Raw genomic sequence first — 18,766 nt, forward strand, 5'->3', positions numbered from 1 at the left:
TTTTGCTTTCCGGCCCTTCCGGGCCTTTCGGCGGTGTTGACTCTATCAGATCCTTTCGGGCCTGATTCCCTGTCAACCGGGTTTGTCGTTGCGGCTGTTGGGCCGTTCCGACACTCAAACTCTAGTTGATTTCCCCGGCCGTTCAAAATCGGGCCGCGAATTCAATTCCAGGCATGCCGAAATTGATCCCGTTGGGAGATCGTGCTGAGTTTGGTGTGCCGCTCTCGCGGCGAGAGATGCCGCCGCAGAACCGTTACGGCTCCGTGGCAACCCGAAGAACTTTACGGATCCAGACAGGGGCTGTCAACCCCCGGTTCACTCAAGATCGCTGAGCCGACCGCCGGCGTCCGGCTGGGCGTCCTCGACCCGGCGGAGCAGCCTGGTCAGCAGCTCGCCGAGCAGCCCACGCTCATCGCCGGAGAGGTCCTGGAGCAGGTCCTCCTCGAAGACCGTCGCCAGGCGCATCGCCTCCAGCCACTTCTCCCGGCCCGCGTCCGTCAGCTCGATGATCACTCGTACGCGATTCGACTCGTCGCGGTCTCGGGTCACGAGGCCCTCCGCGACCATGCGGTCGATGCGGTGGGTCATGGCGGCCGGGGTGAGGCCGAGGCGCTTGGCGATCTCGCCGGGGCCCAGGCGGTACGGGGCGCCGGAGAGGACGAGGGCCTTGAGGACCTCCCACTCCGCGTTGCTGATGCCGAGCGTCGCCGTCTGACGGCCGTAGGCCACGTTCATGCGGCGGTTGAGGCGGCCGAGCGCGGAGACCACCTGCTCGACCTGGGGGTCGAGGTCGCTGAACTCGCGCTGGTACGCGGCGATCTGCTCCTCGAGGGTCGGCTCGGGCGGTGCTGTGGCGTCGGCGGTGTCACCCATGCCCGGCAGTATCGCACGCTGCGACTTTGCACTAAAGACCTTCGAGCCGTACTCTTTAGGTCTGAACTTTAGCTTCTAAGTCTTCAGGTCTAACTCCTGGAGCGACTCCTACGACTCCTAAGGCAGGTGAAAGTGACCAGGGCGATGGGCGCTGCGATGCGCCGGATCCACGTGGGCAACGCGCTGAGTGCGTTCGGTCTCGGCTTCACGGTCCCGTTCCTCTACGTCTACGTGGCGCAGGTGCGGGAACTCGGCCCTACGACGGCGGGCCTCGTGCTCGCCGTCTTCGCCGTGGCCGCGCTCGTCGTCCTGCCGTTCACCGGTCGCGCCGTCGACCGGCGCGGTCCGCTGCCCGTGCTGCTCGCCGCCCTGGTGACCGCCGCGATCGGCGCGATGAGCCTCGGGCTCGCCGCGAACACTCAGCTGGTGCTCGCCTCGGCCGCGCTGCTCGGTGCCGGGCAGGCCGTGATGCAGCCGGCGCTCGCCACGATGATCGTGGAGTGCTCGACGCCCGAGACCCGTACGCGCGCATTCGCCATGCAGTTCTTCCTGCAGAACCTGGGCCTCGGCCTCGGCGGTCTGATCGGCGGGCAGATCGTGAAGCACGAGCGTCCCGGTGACTTCACGCTGCTCTTCGGTATCGAGGCCGGTATGTTCCTGGTTCTCGTCGCGATCATGGCCACGGTGAAGCTCCCGGCGCAGCCGCGTATCGGCGATGCGACGCCGCAGGCCAAGGGCGGCTGGAAGCGGCTCTTCGGCAACCGGGCCATGGTGCAGCTGTGTGTGCTCGGCTTCGTCCTCTTCTTCGCCTGCTACGGGCAGTTCGAGTCCGGTCTGTCCGCGTACGGGGTGGAGGCGGCGGGGATCTCGCCGTCCACCCTTGGGATCGCGCTGGCCGCCAACACGGGCGCGATCGTGGCCGCGCAGTTCCTGGTGCTGAAGTTCGTCGAGCGTCGCAAGCGTTCGCGGGTGATCGCGTCGGTCGGGCTGATCTGGGCCGTGGCCTGGCTCTTCGCCGGGTACGCGGGCCTGGGGCACGGGAGCCAGGCCATGGCGACGGCCGCGTTCATCTCCACGTACGCGCTGTTCGGGATCGGTGAGGCCATGCTGTCGCCGACCGTCGCGCCGCTCGTGGCGGATCTGGCGCCGGACGGGATGGTCGGGCAGTACAACTCGGCCTTCGCCCTGGTGAAGCAGCTCGCCCTTGCGGTCGGGCCCGCGGTGGGCGGGCCGATGGGGGCCTCGCTGCACGGTCCGTACATCGTGCTGTTCGTGCTCTTCTCGCTCGGCATCACAGTGCTCGCCGTGAAGCTCGGGCGGTCGCTCACCCCGGCGCAGGACCACCCGTGGGCCGAGAAGAGGAGTCTCGTCGTACGGGAGGGCAAGCCCGCCCCCGAAGTGGCCGGCGTCTGACGACGGGCGTACGGATCACTCGCGCGGCAGGGCGAACTCGCACCAGACCGCCTTGCCGCCTCCCGGGGTGCGGCGGGAGCCCCAGGAGGACGCGATCGTCGCGACGATGGCGATGCCTCGGCCCGCTTCGTCGGCCGGCTCCGCTCTGCGGCGGCGGGGCAGGTGGTCGTCGCCGTCGGTGACCTCGACGATCAGGCGGCGGTCCGTACGACGGAGTCTGAGGCGCATCGGTGGGGTGCCGTGCTGCAGGGAGTTCGCGACGAGTTCGCTGGCGGCCAGGACGCCCAGGTCGTGCAGCTCCGTCGGGAAGCGCCAGCTGGCGAGGACGCCGGAGGCGAAGGCACGCGCGCGTGGTGCCGCTTCGACGCCGCCGAGCAGTTCGAGCGCGGCGCCCCGGAAGCGCTCCGCGTCGGCGCCCGTGCGCTTGGGGTGCTGGAGGACCAGGACCGCCACGTCGTCGTCGTGCTCGGCGGTCACGCCCAGGGCGCGGATGAGGCGGTCGCAGACCACCTGAGGGGTGCCGGTCGCACCGGCCAGGGCCTGTTCCAGGGCGGCCACTCCCTGGTCGATGTCCTCGTCCCGGCGCTCCACCAGACCGTCGGTGTAGAGCACGGCGGTGGCGCCGGGCGGGAACGGCAGGGAGCCCGACGTGTGCATCCAGCCGCCGGTGCCGAGGGGCGGTCCGGTCGGCTCGTCCGCGCGGTGCAGCTCGCCCTCCTCGTCGCGTACGAGGATCGGCAGGTGGCCGGCGGACGCGTAGGTGAGGCGGCCCTCGTTCGGGTCGTGGATGGCGTAGACGCAGGTGGCGATCTGGCTGGCGTCGATCTCCGCGGCGAGGCCGTCGAGCAGTTGCAGGACCTCGTGCGGGGGCAGGTCCAGGCGCGCGTACGCCCGGACCGCCGTGCGGAGCTGGCCCATGACCGCGGCGGCGCGCACCCCGCGCCCCATGACGTCCCCGATGACGAGGGCGGTGCGGCCGCCGCCGAGGGTGATCACGTCGTACCAGTCGCCGCCGACCGCGGCGTCCGTGCCGCCCGGCTGGTACGTGGCGGCGATGCGCAGGTCGTCCGGGCCCTCCAACTCCTGCGGGAGGAGGGAGCGTTGGAGGGTGACGGCGGCCTCGCGGTGGCGGCGTTCGCTGGCGCGCAGGCGCTCGGCGGCCTCGGCCTGGTCGGTGACGTCGGCCGCGAAGACGAGCACGCCGCCGCCGTCGGGGGTGTCGAGGGGGGTGCACGTGAACGTGTACGACCGGCCGCCGGGGACCTTGCGGGACTTGACCGTGCGCGGCTTGGCGCTGCGCAGGACCTGGTCGAGCAGGGGGAGCAGGCCGAGCTCCTCCAGCTCGGGCAGGGCTTCGTGCGCGGGGGCGCCGACCGGGCGGGGGCCGAAGGCCTCGGCGTACGCGTCGTTGACGTACGCGATGCGGTGCTCGGGGCCGTGGACCAGGGCGACGAGGGCGGGGACGCGGTCGAGGATCCCGCGCACCGGGAAGTCCTCGACGGCGGGCGTGGGAGCGGCGTCATCCGATTCGTCCACCAGGTGTTCGGCGCGGGCGGCGGGCACGGATCCGCGGTCGGATCGTGCTGCGGCGCGGCGTTGCGTTCCGGGGAGTCGGGCGCTCCAGCGCGTGAAGTTCACTGCGTTAGGCCTCGTGTGTTCGCTTCTGGGTCGAGACACGGCACTGGGGATGCCTCGTGCAAGTCGAGGGGCGGTTCGCCCTTGGTCGTGTCCAGTCTGTCGGACCGGACTGACATCCGTCAGACGCCGGTGCGGTGCGGGGAGTTCCTGGCTCCGGTCAGGAGGACTCCTTCGGGCGCTCCCCTCCGGCCGCGAGTTCGAACTCCGCACGCGGGTGCTCCAGGGAGCCCAGGGAGACGATTTCGCGCTTGAAGAGGCCGGAGAGGGTCCATTCGGCCAGGACGCGGGCCTTCCGGTTGAAGGTGGGGACCCGGCTGAGGTGGTACACGCGGTGCATGAACCAGGCGGGGTAGCCCTTCATCTTCCGCCCGTAGACGTGCGCGACGCCCTTGTGGAGGCCGAGCGACGCGACGGACCCCGCGTATTTGTGGGCGTAGTCCGTCAGGGGCCGGCCGCGCAGTGAGGCGACGACGTTGTCGGCGAGGACTCTCGCCTGGCGGACGGCGTGCTGGGCGTTGGGGGCGCACTCGGTGCCGGGTGCGTCGGCCGTGATGTCGGGCACCGCGGCCGCGTCACCCGCCGCCCACGCGTGCGTGGTGTCGTCCAGGGCGAGCTTCGCGGTGCACTTGAGGCGCCCTCGTCCGTTGCGCGGCAGGTCGGTCGCGGCGAGCACGGGGTGGGGTTTGACGCCCGCGGTCCAGACGACGGTCCTGGTGGGGAAGCGCGAGCCGTCGTCGAGTACGGCGACCCGGTCCTGGCAGGAGTCGAGGCGGGTCTCCAGGCGTACGTCGATGTTGCGGCGGCGCAGTTCGCGGACGGTGTAGCGGCCCATCTCCTCGCCGACCTCGGGCAGGATCCGGTTGGAGGCCTCGACGAGGATCCACTTCATGTCGTCGGGTTTGACGTTGTGGTAGTAGCGCGAGGCGTAGCGGGCCATGTCCTCCAGCTCGCCGAGCGCCTCCACGCCCGCGTAGCCGCCGCCGACGAAGACGAAGGTGAGGGCCGCGTCGCGGACCGCGGGGTCTCGGGTGGAGGAGGCGATGTCCATCTGCTCGATGACGTGGTTGCGCAGGCCGATGGCCTCTTCGACGGTCTTGAAGCCGATGCCGTAGTCGGCGAGCCCGGGCACGGGCAGGGTGCGCGAGATGGAGCCGGGGGCGAGGACGAGTTCGTCGTACGGGATCTCGACGGAGCCGGTGCCCTCCTCCTCGGTGGCGAGGGTGGCGACCGTCGCGGTGCGCTTGGCGTGGTCGATGGACTGGGCCTCGCCGATGACGACCTTGCAGCCGTCGAGGACGCGGCGCAGCGGTACGACGACGTGGCGGGGCGAGATCGAACCGGCGGCGGCCTCGGGCAGGAACGGCTGGTACGTCATGTACGGGTCGGGGGTGATCACCATGATCTCCACGGACCCGTGCCTGAGCTCGGGTTTGAGCTTCTTCTGCAGCCGCAGCGCGGTGTACAGGCCGACGTAGCCGCCGCCGACGACGAGAATGCGAGCCCGGGCGGATCCGGGGGCCCTCCCCCGTGTGTTTGCAGCCATCACCAGTCCATGACGCACCGCGGCCGCGCGTTTGTCCACAGGCCCGGCAATTTGTGTGACCGGAAGTCTGCGCGACCGCGACTCGCGGCGTGTTCCGCGGCTTTGGAGAAATACGCAGGTCAGGGTGTGACTTGGGCGGCTCGGGCAGGGGTGCAATCGGGGCGGAACCGGTGCGTACTCCGATCGGGGGGCGCACCGTCCGGAACGGGCCCCTTCTGAATTGACTCCGCCTCAACTATGTTCGTGTGTCATCGGGGTGCGGGGGAAGTACCACAGATGATCACGGCCAGACCCCCTCCGCGCACCGGCAGTCAGGCGGGGAAGTCTCCGGGGGGAGACGTCATTACCGGGGGAACGCTTATGCACATTCAGGATTCTCATTGGGGTTCCGCGTCAGCTCTCGCGGCGGCGGACGGGCCTCAGCGGAACGGTCCGGCGGAGGGTGCGCGCAGCACGCCGCTGCGGGTGGACGCCCAGCGCAATCTGGAGCACGTACTGCGCGCCGCGCGCGAGGTCTTCGGCGAGCTGGGGTACGGCGCGCCGATGGAGGACGTGGCGCGGCGGGCGCGGGTCGGGGTGGGGACGGTCTACCGCCGCTTCCCGAGCAAGGACGTCCTCGTGCGGCGGATCGCCGAGGAGGAGACCGCGCGGCTCACCGAGCAGGCGCAGACGGCCCTCGGTCAGGAGGACGAGCCGTGGTCGGCGCTCTCCCGCTTCCTGCGGACGTCGGTGGCGTCCGGCGCGGGCCGGCTGCTGCCGCCGCAGGTGCTGCGGGTGGGCGTGGCCGAGGAGGGCTCGGCCCAGTCGGCCGAGGACACGGCGCGGGTGCCGCAGCAGCGGCACGCGGCCAAGGCCGATCTGCGGCTCGTGGAGCAGCGGCCGGCGCCGGAGCTGGAGGCGGACCCGGATGCGGCGGGTTCGGGTACGGCGGCGCTGCTCGACGTGGTCGGCCGGCTGGTGGAGCGGGCGCGGGCGGCGGATGCGCTGCGTGCGGACGTGACCGTCGCGGACGTGCTGCTCGTGATAGCCACGGCCGCGCCTTCGCTGCCCGATCCGGCGCAGCAGGCGGCGGCCTCGGGGAGGCTGCTCGACATCCTTCTGGAAGGGCTGCGGTCCCGGCCCGCCTGATCTCTTTTCGGGTTCGGCACACTTTGCGGAAATGCCGGGTAACGGCCTGCGAGTCGGGCCCTAAGGGGTTCGAGTGCGGTCAACTCGTGTTCCTGGCATAGCTGTTCAGTGTGCCCCGAATGAGTGAACGGTAGTGCTGTGTTTCCGTAACTCGCCCCGGATGAGTGGTTGCCCGCATTCGGGGGGTCGGTGCCGTTGACGCGTGTGACACTCTTTCCCGGTGTTCGGTCTGAGTGTTTGTGCGGGGGGCTTCGCGCTATGGGCGTTGACGGGCGGGACGAGCCACTCTCCGGTGGAGATGTCGACTCTGCCGGGCGGCCCTCTCGGCAGGTGCCGAGCCAGGGCGGCCCTTCCGGCCCTTCCGGCGCCTCGAGCGGCGCGCGGGACGACGGCTCGCTGACCGACGAGCTGCTCGCCTCCGCTCAAGACCCGCTGTCCGACCCCGAGTTGATCGGCCGGATGCGCGCGGGCGACGACTCGGCGTACGAGGAGCTGTACCGCCGCCACGCGGAAGCGGTCCGGCGCTACGCGCGTACGTGCTGCCGGGACGGCCACACCGCGGACGACCTGACGTCCGAGGTGTTCGCCCGCATGCTGCAGGCGGTGCGCGGCGGTTCGGGCCCGGAGCACGCGGTACGCGCGTATCTGCTGACGTCCGTGCGGCGGGTCGCGGCGAGCTGGTCGAAGGCCGGGAAGCGGGAGCGACTCGTCGAGGATTTCGCGGTGTTCGCGGCGCAGGCCTCGCGTTCCTCGGAGGTCTCCGACGACGACACCCTGGATCTGGGCGCCGACGTGATGGCGATGCACGAGGCCGAGCGGTCCATGGTGATGCAGGCCTTCCGCAGCCTCTCCGAGGAGTGGCAGGCCGTCCTGTGGCACACGGAGGTCGAGGACGACCCGCTGAGCGAGGTGGCCCCGCTGTTCGGGCACGCCTCGCCCAACGCGACGGCGCAGCTGGCGAGTCGGGCCCGCGAGGGCCTGAAGCAGGCGTATCTGCAGGCCCATGTGAGCGTCTCGCTCGCGTCCGACGACGAGTGCGCGCGCTATGCGGACCGGCTCGGGGCGTACGCCCGCGGGCGGCTGCGCACGCGTGCCGAGCGCGGCCTGCGGGGGCACCTGGAGGAGTGCGCCAAGTGCCGTCTGGCGGCAGGCCAGATCAAGGAGTTGGCGAGCGGCATCCCGGCGCTCGTGCCGGTCGCGGTCATCGGTTGGTTCGGCGCCGCCGGGTACTCCGTCAAGGCCGGGCTGCTGTTCGGCGGGAGTGCCGCGGGTGCTGCCGGGGCCGGTGCGGCGGCGGCCGCGGGGGGCGCGTCCGGCGGTGCGGCCGGGGGCGCGGCGGCCGAGGGGCTCGGCGCCCCGGCGAAGGCCGGTATCGCGGCGGGTGTCGTCGTCGCGGCCGGGGTCGCGGTGGCGCTCGCCCTCACCGGCAGCGAACCCCAGCCGGAGGCGAAGCCCAAGCCCGCCCCCACCCGGTCCGCCGAGCCGCAGAAGCCGGAACCCGAGCCGGAGCGGGAGTCCCCGCAGCCGAAGCCGCCGGCCCCGAAGCCCTCATCCGAGCCGACCCCGACCCCGACGCCCACCCCCACACCCACGCCCACCCCCACACCCACGCCCACCCCCACACCGACTCCGACGCCACCTCCGCCGCCGAAGCCCAGCCCGTCGAAGCCCGCTCCGCCCCCGCCGGCGGAGCCGAGGATCTACCCGGTCAACGAGCTGCGGTACAGCGTTCTCGGCGACGGCACCGAGCCCGAGGTGCGGATGGGCGAGTCCAGCTGGTTCTGGCAGCGCCGGGGCCTGAACATCGGCGGTCAGCGGTACGACCACGGTGTGACCGTGCACGCCCGCTCCTCGCTGACCATCGACCTCAACCGCCCGTGCAGGTCGTACGACGCGCTCGTGGGCGTGGACGACATGACGTTCGGGCTCGGCGCGGTGCGGTTCGAGGTGCTCGCCGACGGGGAGCACCTGTGGAGCTCCCCGGTGATGCGCGGCGGGGACCCGGCGGTGCCCGTGCATGTCGACCTGACCGGACGCAGGACGATCCAGCTGGTCGTCGAGCCGCACACGGAGTTCGACGCGGTGGCGCTCGCGAACTGGGCACAGTCGAGAATCGCCTGCGCGTAGGAAAGGCCGCCCGCCTGCACCTACCGGCGGCCCAACTCACCTGCCGCGGCCGCCACTCCACCCAGCACGACATCGGGGCTGAGGCCCGCACCCGCCGTACGCACGCTCCCGTGCCGCCACTCCACCCAGCACGACATCGGGGCTGAGGCCCGCACCCGCCGTACGCACGCTCCCGTACCGCTCCTCTCCCAGGGCCGCGCGCGCTGCGAGCGCGTCCGCTCCCCGGTCGGTGTCCCTGAGGGCGCGCATCAGTTGGGCGTGCAGCGGTTCGTCGTACGGATGGTTCCCGGTCAGTTCGTGCAGTTCCGGTACGAGATCGTGGGCGCGGCCCGGGCGCAGCTCGGCCTCGACGTGGTGCGGGTGGCGTCGGGGCGGCGGGACTCGGGGCGGGCGGCGGGCGTGCGATCCGGGAGGTCGGCGAGGGCGGGGCCGCGCCAGAGGAGGAGCTCCTCGCGCAGGAGGCGGGACGCGGTGCCCGGATCGGCCGCGGGCAGCGCCTCCGTGCCGCGCCGGCTGAGGCGTTCGAAGCGGTGCAGGTCCACGTCGTCGCGATGGGTCGCGAGCTGGTACCCGCCCGGGGACGAGGTGATCGCCTGCCCGGCGCAGGCGGACGACCAGGCCTGGAGGGCGGCGGGTGCGTCCCGCGGCGGGTCGCCGGACCACGCCTCGTCGATGAGCGTCTCGACCGGGACCGTGCGCCCCGCCCGCGGCGCGAAGGCCGCGAGGAGCGCGCGCACGCGCGGGCCGCCCACCGGCACGGGGCGCGCTGCTCGTCGTGCGCCGTCGTGGCGCCCAGGTTTCGGTACCGCACAGGCCCCATTGTTCCTGCGGCCACTGACAAGCGCGGGTCGCGCGTGCGATCGGCGGCACGCGCAGGTGCGAGCCCTGCCGGGAGCCCGCGAGCTCAGCCCCCGCTCGGGCAGACCCCGCTCGGCTAGACCCCGCTCGGCCTAGACCCCGCTCGGGCTCGACGCGCTCCCCAACGCCCCTCGCTGCTGCCCGAGCACGCCCGGCGGCGTGATCCCGGAAGGCACCGCACGCGCGCGTGCCGGTGTGCCCGTCCAGCAGGTGCCGCGGCGGGAGAGGAGGCGGCGCAGCCACAGTTCGGTCGAGACGAGTTCGGCGAGGCCGTCGAGCCCGCCCTGCTCCCCGTCGGCGGCCTCCCGCAGGGCCCGTTGCACGACGCGGCCCTCGACCAGACCGGCCTGGGCGAGCAGCGGCGCCGCGAACAGGTCGACCAACTCCTCGACGGCGACGCGGAGTCCGGTGCCGACGGCGGCGGTGGACGAGGCGAGCGTGGGTTCGCCCCAGCCGTCCGGGAGGTCGGCCACGCCGGCGCCCTCCAGGACCGTGCGCAGGATGTCCGCGCGTGCGCCGGGCTGCACCCTGAGTGCTTCGGGGAGCGCCCGGCACGCGCGGACGACCTGGTTGTCGAGGAACGGGGCGTGCAGGCGCTGGAAGCGGACCTCGGCGGCCTGTTCCAGGACGCGCAGGTCGGCCGCGTGCCGGGTGAGGGCGGCACGCGCGCGTAGTTCGCCGGGGTGCTGGCCGGGGCCCGGTCCTGGGCGGGTCGCCGCCTGTTCGAGGCGAACCGATACTTCAGCGAGCGCCTCGCCGGTCAGCCAGCGCGCGGCGGGTCCCGGTCTCGCCCAGGCGAGCGCCGCGAGGGAGGCCCCGACCGCGCCCGCGGGCTCCTCGAACCGGCCATCCCTCAGGCGCGCGGCGGCGTCCTCGATGCCGGAGCGATACGACGTACGGGCGAGGCGGCGCGCGGCGGCGTACACCCGCGCGGGGACGAGAACCGAGCCCTCCGCCTTGGCCAACGCGGCGACGGGGCGCACGAGATGGCGACGGCGCCGGTCCATGAGGAGGTCCGCCAGGCGCGCGGGGTGCGCGTCGAGCACTTGGCGTGCGCCGTGCCCGGTGAAGTGGTCGGCGCTGCCCGAGGCGAGGCGGGCGCGGTGGCGTGCGGCGGTCACCAGGGAGGGGCCGGGTTCGTCGGTGAGCGGGCCGTCCAAGTCGGCGTAGGGCAGGGCCTCTTCGCCCGCCGCGACCACCACGTGGTGCAGGCGCGGGTTGGCGGCGATGGCGCCCGCGCGCCGCAGTTCGCCCTCGCCGGCGCGGGTCGTCAGGTCGTTGAAGGTGACGGCGAGGAGCCGCTCGCCCGCGCCGGTGCCGTGCCCGAGGACCGTGCCGGGCAGTCCCGGCAGGCCGGCGGCGAGCAGCGCGAGCGTGCCGGACGCGGGCCCTCCGGAGAGGTCGGCGCCGATGCCGGGCACAGGCATCCGCACACCGCGCCGCTCGGCGGGCCCCATGCCGGGGACCGGTCCCGGGTCGATGTCCGGTACGTGGCGTGGCGCGGCGAGGCGGGTGCGTACGGCCTCGACCAGGGCGTCGCGAACGCCGTCCACCGCCCGCGCGCCGTCCATCTGCGGGGCGGCGACGGCGAGCGAGGCGACCGGTTCGTACCCGGCGATCTCGCGGGCGCCGTCGCGCAGGATCAGGGCGTGTCCTGGCGGGATGCGGCTCACGCCGAGGTAGGGCGTGGAGTCGTGCAGCGCCTCGGGGACGTCGGGGCAGGCGAGCAGGGCCGCGAGATGGCCGATGTCGAGGTGGGCCTCGATGAGGTCGGCGAGCGGCAGGGCCGCCGTCGCGTACGCCGTACCGCCCGCCCAAGGGGTGTGGAAGACGGGGCGCGCGCCCGCGAGGTCGCCCGCGACGGTGACGCGGCGGCCGACCTGCACCACCGCCGTGTAGCTGCCGGGCCAGGCGGTGAGGTGGCGCAGGGCGCCGCCGCGGGCCGCGAACAGGCCGACGCGCAGCTGTTCGTCGCTGGCGCCGCAGGTGCCCAGCACGGCGATCCTGGTGCGGGCGTCGGCCTTGATCACACGCACTTCGTCGGGGCGCCAGTCGCCGACCGCCCAGAGCGGGTCCGGGTCCCCCCACAGGAGTTGGGAGCCCACGGGGTGCACGGTCTCGCCGCCGGCCGTGGCGTCGTAGGCACCGGCCGCGCCGTCGTAGGCACCGGGGGTCCTGGCCGGGCCCGTCCTCGCGGTGGTACTGCTCCACCCCACCAACCACCGCATCGACGCCTCCACAGGCTGTGGACAACCGGGACCGAAGGAACTGCCGGGAACAGAACCCGAAGGAACTGCCGGGAACTCAGGTCCATGCTGCCACGAAGACGGCGCACGAGAGGGGTGGTGGGAGCGCATGGGCATGGCTCAACGCGCCCCCGGATTCGGACACTTGAGACATCTCGGGGGCGGTCGGCAAGCGTCGATATTTGGCCAATTCGGCGACCGCTCAGGCGGCGCCACAGCGGGGACGAGGAAGGACAAACGCGCGCGTGCGGCACGGAATCGCACAGTCCGGGAGGTGCCCATCACCTCCCGGACCGCTCCGCCGCCCGCGGGGATGAAGGCGGCGGCATCCCCCAGCCCACTGGTTCCTGTGCACAGCGGGCCGACCCACGCACCGCCCATGGAAGCGCTCCCCCGAGGTGTCCGAGAAGAGCGCACGCGCAGGCGCACGGCCACACACCCGGAGCACGGCCCCTACGACCCGTACTCCTGTACAGACAACAATCTCGCCATCCGGAACCGGGCCCCTTAACGCTTGGAATGCGGGGAACTACGCTGGGTTTACGAATGCCGCGTGGTTATGCCAAAGCCGGTCATGCCACAGCCGCGGCAGCCGTCTGTGTCGAGGGGTGGCGCATGTCCAGGGAGCAACGCGGGCCGAACGAAAAGCTCGGCGCGGTTCTCGCCCTCGCGGGAATCAGCAACGCCGGACTGGCGCGAAGGGTCAACGACCTGGGTTCCCAGCGGGGGTTGACGCTTCGCTACGACAAGACCTCGGTGGCCCGCTGGGTCTCCAAGGGCATGGTGCCGCAGGGTGCCGCGCCGCATCTGATCGCCGCGGCCATCGGCCAGAAGCTGGGCCGCCCGGTGCCGCTGCACGAGATCGGCCTCGCCGACGCAGACCCGGCGCCCGAAGTGGGCCTCGCCTTCCCGCGCGACGTCGGGGCGGCGGTGAAGTCCGCGACGGAGCTGTACCGCCTGGACCTCGCGGGCCGCCGGGCCGGAGGTGGCGGGATCTGGCAGTCCCTGGCCGGCTCCTTCGCCGTGAGCGCGTACGCGACCCCGGCGTCCCGGTGGCTGATAACGCCCGCCGACAGCTCCGTCGAGCGCTCGCCCGAGAGCGCGGCGGAGGCCGACACGGCCGCCGCAGCGGGCGAGACGCTGCAGCGCGTCGGCCACAGCGATGTGCACAAGCTGCGCGAGGCCGCCGAGGACGCGCGCCGCTGGGACTCCAAGTACGGCGGCGGTGACTGGCGTTCGTCGATGGTCCCGGAGTGCCTGCGGGTCGAGGCGGCCCCGCTGCTGCTCGGCTCGTACTCCGACGAGGTCGGCCGCGCCCTGTTCGGCGCGACGGCGGAACTCACCCGCCTCGCCGGGTGGATGGCCTTCGACACCGGCCAGCAGGAGGCCGCCCAGCGCTACTACATCCAGGCGTTACGCCTGGCCAGAGCGGCCGCCGACGTCCCCCTCGGGGGGTACGTCCTGGCGTCGATGTCGCTCCAGGCCACCTACCGGGGCTTCGGCGACGAGGGCGTGGACCTCGCCCAGGCCGCCATCGAGCGCAACCGCGGGCTCGCCACCGCCCGCACCATGAGCTTCTTCCGCCTCATCGAGGCCCGGGCACACGCGCGTGCGGGCGACGCCCAGGCCGCGGGCGGCGCACTGAAGGCCGCGGAGGGCTGGCTGGAGCGCGCGCGGGACGGCGACAACGACCCGCAGTGGCTCGGCTTCTACTCGTACGACCGCTTCGCCGCCGACGCCGCCGAGTGCTACCGCGACCTGAAGGCGCCGCGCCAGGTGCGCCGCTTCACCGAGCAGGCGCTGTCCCGGCCGACCGAGGAATTCGTCCGCTCGCACGGGCTGCGGCTCGTGGTCAGCGCGGTCGCCGAGCTGGAGTCGGGCAATCTGGACGCGGCGTGCGCCCAGGGCCTGCGCGCCGTCGAAGTGGCCGGACGCATCTCCTCCGCCCGCACCACCGAGTACGTCCGCGACCTGCTGCACCGCCTGGAGGCGCACGGCGACGAGCCGCGCGTCGCGGAGCTGCGGGAGCGGGCGAGGCCGCTCCTTGTCACCCCGGCGTAGGAGTGGGCGTCCGGAACCGTGAGCGTCCGGCGGACCGCCTCTTGCCACTCCGGCGGCAGTCCATGATCCTTTCGGGTTTGAAGGCATTGTCAGTGGCGCAGTGCACTATCGGACCTGGGAGGTGGAGCGCATGACGTACGACTGCGACGTGCTGGTGATCGGCGGCGGGATCGTCGGCCTGTCCACGGCGTACGCACTGACGCGCACCCGTCCGGGCACCCGCGTCACGGTCCTGGAGAAGGAGCCGGGCCCGGCCAGGCACCAGACGGGCCGCAACAGCGGAGTGATCCACAGCGGGATCTACTACGCCCCGGGCTCGCTCAAGGCGCGGTTCGCGGTCCGGGGCGCCGCGGAAATGGTCAAGTTCTGCATGGAGTACGACATTCCGCATGCCGTCACCGGCAAGCTGATCGTCGCCACGGACCGCGCGGAACTGCCCCGCCTGCACGCCCTGGTGCAGCGCGGCCGGGAGAACGGCATCCCGGTCAGGGAGCTGGGCCCGGCCCAGATAGCGGAGTTCGAGCCGCAGGTCAGCGGCATCGCGGGCATCCACGTCGGCACGACGGGCGTGTGCGACTTCACGGCCGTCGCCGCCCGCCTCGCCCAGGCATCCGGCGCCGACGTGCGGTACGGCGCGGAGGTCACCCGGATCGACCGCCGCCCGGAGCGCGGCGTCGCGGTGCGCACGGCGGACGGCACGGTGCTGCGCGCCCGCGCCCTGGTCAACTGCGCCGGCCTGCACTGCGACCGCGTGGCCCGGCTCGCGGGCGACGACCCGGGCATGCGGATCGTCCCCTTCCGCGGCGAGTACTACGACCTGGCCAGACCGGAGCTCGTCCGCGGCCTGGTCTATCCGGTGCCCGACCCGGACTTCCCCTTCCTCGGCGTGCACCTCACCCGCGGGGTCGACGGCGGGGTGCACATCGGCCCCAACGCCGTCCCCGCCCTCGCCCGCGAGGGGTACGCCTGGTCGGTCCTGCGCCCCCGCGACCTCGCCGAGACACTGACCTGGCCCGGCAGCCGCCACATCGCCCGCAGACACTGGCGGTACGGGGCGGGCGAGCTGCAGCGCTCCCTGTCCCGGCGCGCCTTCACGGAAGCGGTGCGCCGGCTGCTGCCCGCCGTCACGGAGGACGACCTGCGCCCCGCGAAGGCCGGGGTGCGCGCCCAGGCGGTGCTGCGCGACGGCACGCTGGTCGACGACTTCCTGATCCGCGAGACCCCGCGCACGGTCCACGTACTGAACGCCCCGTCCCCCGCCGCCACGGCCTCCCTGCCGATCGGCCGGGAGGTGGCGGGGCGCGTCCTGCGGGTCTTGAACGGGGGTTAGGCTCCCCGCCCCGCCCTTCCCGACTGTGTCGAGGTGCGGCTGGCCCCCGAGGGGACCAAGAGACACCGAGGCACCCGAACCGCCGGAACCCACTCCCCACCCCGGCCCCGTAAAATTGTCCGCACTGTGTCTGACATCCCCGCGCCGAACGCCACCAACGCCCCCGATGCCGCCCCGACGGCACCGGCCGTCGACGAGCAGCAATCCCTCAGTGCCTCCCGCCGCACCCGCCCGAAGGGCGAGCCCCGCTTTCCGGACGGGCCCGCGCCCGACCCCGCGGGCTCGCACCACGAGCGCCGGATCCGCAGCTTCCAGCCGCGCCGCAGCCGGGTCACCACGAGCCAGGCCGAGTATCTGCAGCGGCTGTGGCCCCAGTGGGGCCTGGACATCGACGGCCGCGGCACGCTCGATCTGGACAAGATGTTCGGCGGCCTGCCCGTCGTCCTGGAGATCGGCTTCGGCATGGGCGAGGCCACCGCTCAGATGGCGGCCGACGACCCGCACACCGGCATCCTCGCGGTCGACGTGCACACCCCCGGCATGGGCAACCTCCTCGGCCTCGCCGAGCGCGGCGGCATGACCAACGTCCGCGTGGCCAACGGCGACGCGATCATCCTGCTCCGCGAGATGCTCCCCCCGGCCTCCCTCGACGGCCTGCGCGTCTACTTCCCGGACCCCTGGCCGAAGAAGCGCCACCACAAGCGCCGCCTGATCCAGCCGGAGTTCCTCACGCTCGCCGCGCGCTCCCTCAAGCCGGGCGCCCTCGTGCACTGCGCGACGGACTGGGAGGAGTACGCGGAGCAGATGCTGGAAGTCCTCACCGCGCACCCCGACTACACCAACACCCAGGCCGACGGCGGCTACGCCCCGCGCCCCGCCTCCCGCCCCCTGACCCGCTTCGAGGGCCAGGGCCTGAACAAGGGCCACGTGGTGCACGACCTGCTGTTCCGCCGCGCGGCGTAGGGCGGATTCTTACGGACCACGACCGTCACGTGCCCCTTCAGGGGCGCGGGGCTGTGACATGTGCGGCTACGCCACGGGGCGCGACCAGCCACGACGGTGCCGCAGACCAACGACAGCCAGTGCAAGCCCGTCGCGCCTGTCACACCCGCTGGTTATCGTCGACGACGTGACCGTAACGCCTCCGCCCCCATCCGCCACCCCCTGGTGGCACCGGCGCCCGGTCAAGGCGTGGGCGCTCGGCACGTTGCTCGCGCTGGCCGGCCTGGTGATCCTCGGCCTGGTCAGGGAGCAGACCGGCACCGAGGGCTTCCTGGTCGGCCTCGGCCTGGCCACGCTGCCGGTGCCGCTGCTGACCGCCGCGTTCCGCTGGCTGGACCGGGTCGACCCCGGGCCCTGGCGGAACCTCATATTCGCCTTCGCCTGGGGCGCCTGCGCGGCCGCGCTGATAGCGATCGTGGCGAACTCCTTCGCGACCCGCTGGATAGCCACGGCCACCGCCGACCCTGCGAGCGCCGACACCCTCGGCGCGACCGTCATAGCCCCCGTCGTCGAGGAGTGCGCCAAGGCCGCCGCCGTACTGCTCGTCTTCCTGTTCCGCAGACGGCAGTTCACCGGAATCGTGGACGGGGTGGTGATAGCCGGGGTCACCGCCACCGGCTTCGCGTTCACCGAGAACGTCCTCTATCTGGGCAACGCGTACGGCACCGACGAGGCCAGCGGCATCACCGGCCTCGCCCTCGACTCGGTCACCGCCGCGACCTTCTTCGTCCGCATCGTGATGTCGCCCTTCGCGCATCCGCTGTTCACGGTGCTGACCGGCATCGGCTTCGGCCTCGCCGCCCGCGCCGCGCAGCGCCGGCGCGTCCTCCGCTTCCTGCTCCCCGTCCTGGGCCTCGGCCTCGCGATGGGCATGCACGCCCTCTGGAACAGCTCGGCCGTCTTCGGCCCGTACGGCTTCTTCGCCGTCTACGGCGGCTTCATGGTCCCCGCCTTCGCGCTCCTGACCTGGCTCACGGTCTGGACGCGCCAGCGCGAGCTGCGCACCATCCGGACCGAACTCCCCGTCTACGCCGCCGCCGGCTGGATCGGCCCGTACGAGGCGTACGCGCTCTCCTCGATGCGCGCCCGCCGCTTCGCCCGCGACCACGCCGCCCGCCTCGGCGGCCCGGCCGCGGCCCGGACCGTCGCGGAGTACGAGGCGTACGCGACGTCCCTGGCGTTCCTGCGGCACCGGGGACGGCACGGCCGGGCGGGCGCGGAGTTCGTCTCCCGCGAGCAGGAACTCCTCGGCGAGATCTGGAGCCGCCGCGCGACCGCCCGCCCGGCCCTGGAGCACGCGGCCCGCGCCACGGCCCCACCGATCCCCGCACCACGCCCGTACCCGTACGCGTACCCCTACCCGAACCCGTACGCCCCTCAGCCCGGCCCGCGCCTCACCTATGTGCCGCGCCAGCCGGGATACGGGCCGCCGCACCCCGCCTACGCCCCGTACACCCCCTGCGCCCCCTCCCCCGCGTACGCCCCCGGCCGCTCAGGCTGAGGCGGCCGTCAGATCCGCCAACTCGGCGTCGGTGAGCTGGAGTTCGGCGACCTGGACGAGGGCGGGCAGCTGCTCGACCGTACGGGCCGAGGCGATCGGCGCGACCACGGTCGGCTGCGCGGCGAGCCAGGCGAGGGCGACGGTGGCGAGCTCGGCGTCGTGCGCGGCCGCGACCCGGTCGAGCGCGTCGAGCACCTTGAGGCCGCGCTCGGTGTCCAGATGACCGCCCGCGCTCTGCGCCCGCACGCTGTCCACGCTCGCGCCCGGCCGGTACTTGCCGGTGAGGAAGCCGGAGGCGAGGGAGTAGTACGGCACCGCGGCGAGCCCGGTCCGGGAGGCGACCTCCTGGAGCGGGCCCTCGTACGTGTCGCGGGAGACGAGGTTGTAGTGCGGTTGCAGCGCGACGTACCGCGCGAGGCCCTCGCGCTCGGCGAATTCGAGGGACTCGGTCAGGCGCTCGGCCGAGATGTTGGAGGCGGCGACGGCGCGCACGGTGCCCGCGCGGGCCAGCTCGTCGAGGGCGGTGACGATGTCCTCGACGGGGACGGCCGGGTCGTCGAAGTGCGTGTAGTACAGGTCGATGTAGTCCGTGCCGAGGCGGCGCAGGGAGTCCTCGACGCCCCGCTTGATGGTGTTCGGAGCCAGGCCCTTGGCGCTTTCGAGGGCGCCGACCTTGGTGGCGAGGACGATGTCGGCGCGGTTGCCGCGGGCCGCGAGCCACTTGCCGATGACGGTCTCGGACTCACCGCCGCTGTTGCCCGGCACCCACGCGGAGTAGACGTCGGCTGTGTCGACGAAGTTGCCGCCCGCCGCGGTGTAGGCGTCGAGGACGGCGAAGGACTGCTCCTCGTCGGCACTCCAGCCGAAGACGTTGCCGCCGAGGGCGAGCGGGAAGACCGAGAGGTCGGACGAGCCGAGATGGCGCAGAGAGGTCATGGGTACGTCAACAGCCGCCGCCGACGGGCGTATTCCGGTACGGACGTACGCGGAAGAACCCGTCCGGCGACGGCTGTGGAAGGCATGCCTCACCTCACCGATGCATGCCT

12 protein-coding genes and 1 pseudogene are annotated in these 18,766 nt (G+C 72.9%); 7 read left to right on the plus strand and 6 right to left on the minus strand.

Annotated elements, in window-relative coordinates:
- Positions 1 to 315 precede the first annotated feature (315 nt).
- Positions 316 to 873: a MarR family winged helix-turn-helix transcriptional regulator gene (locus QIT00_RS27360; RefSeq protein ID WP_282538091.1), complete on the minus strand. Its 558-nt coding sequence runs from the start codon at positions 871 to 873 to the stop codon at positions 316 to 318.
- Positions 874 to 1,017: 144 nt separating this feature from the next.
- Between QIT00_RS27360 and QIT00_RS27365 the strand changes: the two genes are divergently transcribed.
- Positions 1,018 to 2,286, plus strand: coding sequence for an MDR family MFS transporter (locus QIT00_RS27365; protein ID WP_282538092.1), 1,269 nt, complete (start codon positions 1,018 to 1,020; stop codon positions 2,284 to 2,286).
- A 15-nt stretch (positions 2,287 to 2,301) separates the two neighbouring features.
- On the opposite strand, the gene QIT00_RS27370 is transcribed toward QIT00_RS27365, so the two are convergent.
- Both QIT00_RS27370 and QIT00_RS27375 read right to left on the minus strand, forming a co-directional pair.
- Positions 2,302 to 3,924 (minus strand): ATP-binding SpoIIE family protein phosphatase, encoded by a 1,623-nt coding sequence (locus QIT00_RS27370; protein WP_282538093.1) that lies wholly within the window; start codon positions 3,922 to 3,924, stop codon positions 2,302 to 2,304.
- Between the two features lie 157 nt (positions 3,925 to 4,081).
- Entirely contained in the window at positions 4,082 to 5,467 is a 1,386-nt protein-coding gene (locus QIT00_RS27375; protein WP_282538094.1) for an NAD(P)/FAD-dependent oxidoreductase, read from the minus strand.
- A gap of 360 nt (positions 5,468 to 5,827) precedes the next feature.
- Between QIT00_RS27375 and QIT00_RS27380 the strand changes: the two genes are divergently transcribed.
- A complete protein-coding gene (locus QIT00_RS27380; RefSeq protein ID WP_282538095.1) occupies positions 5,828 to 6,595 on the plus strand; it encodes a TetR/AcrR family transcriptional regulator in 768 nt (255 codons plus the stop codon).
- A 258-nt stretch (positions 6,596 to 6,853) separates the two neighbouring features.
- Positions 6,854 to 8,722, plus strand: coding sequence for a sigma-70 family RNA polymerase sigma factor (locus QIT00_RS27385; protein ID WP_282538096.1), 1,869 nt, complete (start codon positions 6,854 to 6,856; stop codon positions 8,720 to 8,722).
- 36 nt (positions 8,723 to 8,758) lie between these two features.
- On the opposite strand, the pseudogene QIT00_RS39015 reads toward QIT00_RS27385, so the two are convergent.
- Together QIT00_RS39015 and QIT00_RS27395 are read right to left on the minus strand one after the other, a co-directional pair.
- A pseudogene (locus tag QIT00_RS39015) lies at positions 8,759 to 9,480 on the minus strand (AfsR/SARP family transcriptional regulator).
- 192 nt (positions 9,481 to 9,672) lie between these two features.
- Complete coding sequence (locus QIT00_RS27395; RefSeq protein WP_282538097.1) at positions 9,673 to 11,808, minus strand: asparagine synthase-related protein; 2,136 nt, start codon at positions 11,806 to 11,808, stop codon at positions 9,673 to 9,675.
- A 633-nt stretch (positions 11,809 to 12,441) separates the two neighbouring features.
- Between QIT00_RS27395 and QIT00_RS27400 the strand changes: the two genes are divergently transcribed.
- From QIT00_RS27400 to QIT00_RS27415, 4 genes are all read left to right on the plus strand, one after another.
- Complete coding sequence (locus tag QIT00_RS27400) at positions 12,442 to 13,887, plus strand: MFS transporter (protein ID WP_282538098.1); 1,446 nt, start codon at positions 12,442 to 12,444, stop codon at positions 13,885 to 13,887.
- A gap of 130 nt (positions 13,888 to 14,017) precedes the next feature.
- Positions 14,018 to 15,217 carry an L-2-hydroxyglutarate oxidase gene (gene lhgO, locus QIT00_RS27405; protein ID WP_282538099.1) on the plus strand — a complete coding sequence of 400 codons (1,200 nt, stop codon included), beginning with the start codon at positions 14,018 to 14,020 and terminating at the stop codon, positions 15,215 to 15,217.
- A gap of 126 nt (positions 15,218 to 15,343) precedes the next feature.
- On the plus strand, positions 15,344 to 16,180 hold the full coding sequence (gene trmB / locus QIT00_RS27410) for a tRNA (guanosine(46)-N7)-methyltransferase TrmB (RefSeq protein WP_282538100.1): 837 nt from the start codon (positions 15,344 to 15,346) through the stop codon (positions 16,178 to 16,180).
- Between the two features lie 166 nt (positions 16,181 to 16,346).
- Positions 16,347 to 17,720, plus strand: a complete 1,374-nt coding sequence (locus tag QIT00_RS27415) for a PrsW family intramembrane metalloprotease (protein WP_408909861.1) — start codon at positions 16,347 to 16,349, stop codon at positions 17,718 to 17,720.
- Here QIT00_RS27415 and QIT00_RS27420 read toward each other — a convergent pair.
- A complete protein-coding gene (locus QIT00_RS27420) occupies positions 17,712 to 18,656 on the minus strand; it encodes an aldo/keto reductase (RefSeq protein WP_282538101.1) in 945 nt (314 codons plus the stop codon). The two genes, QIT00_RS27415 and QIT00_RS27420, sit on opposite strands and share 9 nt — an antisense overlap.
- Positions 18,657 to 18,766: the final 110 nt, after the last annotated feature.

Source organism: Streptomyces luteolus (genome assembly GCF_029968015.1).
In the GTDB taxonomy this organism is placed as follows: Bacteria; Actinomycetota; Actinomycetes; order Streptomycetales; family Streptomycetaceae; genus Streptomyces; species Streptomyces luteolus.

What these genes read in the sequence shown, in the direction of transcription:
- QIT00_RS27360 (WP_282538091.1), bottom strand. Translation starts at nt 873, where the DNA reads ATGGGTGACACCGCCGACGCCACAGCACCGCCCGAGCCGACCCTCGAG.
- lhgO (WP_282538099.1), top strand. Translation starts at nt 14,018, where the DNA reads ATGACGTACGACTGCGACGTGCTGGTGATCGGCGGCGGGATCGTCGGC.
- QIT00_RS27400 (WP_282538098.1), top strand. Translation starts at nt 12,442, where the DNA reads ATGTCCAGGGAGCAACGCGGGCCGAACGAAAAGCTCGGCGCGGTTCTC.
- QIT00_RS27375 (WP_282538094.1), bottom strand. Translation starts at nt 5,467, where the DNA reads ATGGCTGCAAACACACGGGGGAGGGCCCCCGGATCCGCCCGGGCTCGC.
- QIT00_RS27365 (WP_282538092.1), top strand. Translation starts at nt 1,018, where the DNA reads ATGGGCGCTGCGATGCGCCGGATCCACGTGGGCAACGCGCTGAGTGCG.
- QIT00_RS27385 (WP_282538096.1), top strand. Translation starts at nt 6,854, where the DNA reads ATGGGCGTTGACGGGCGGGACGAGCCACTCTCCGGTGGAGATGTCGAC.
- QIT00_RS27395 (WP_282538097.1), bottom strand. Translation starts at nt 11,808, where the DNA reads ATGCGGTGGTTGGTGGGGTGGAGCAGTACCACCGCGAGGACGGGCCCG.
- QIT00_RS27380 (WP_282538095.1), top strand. Translation starts at nt 5,828, where the DNA reads ATGCACATTCAGGATTCTCATTGGGGTTCCGCGTCAGCTCTCGCGGCG.
- QIT00_RS27420 (WP_282538101.1), bottom strand. Translation starts at nt 18,656, where the DNA reads ATGACCTCTCTGCGCCATCTCGGCTCGTCCGACCTCTCGGTCTTCCCG.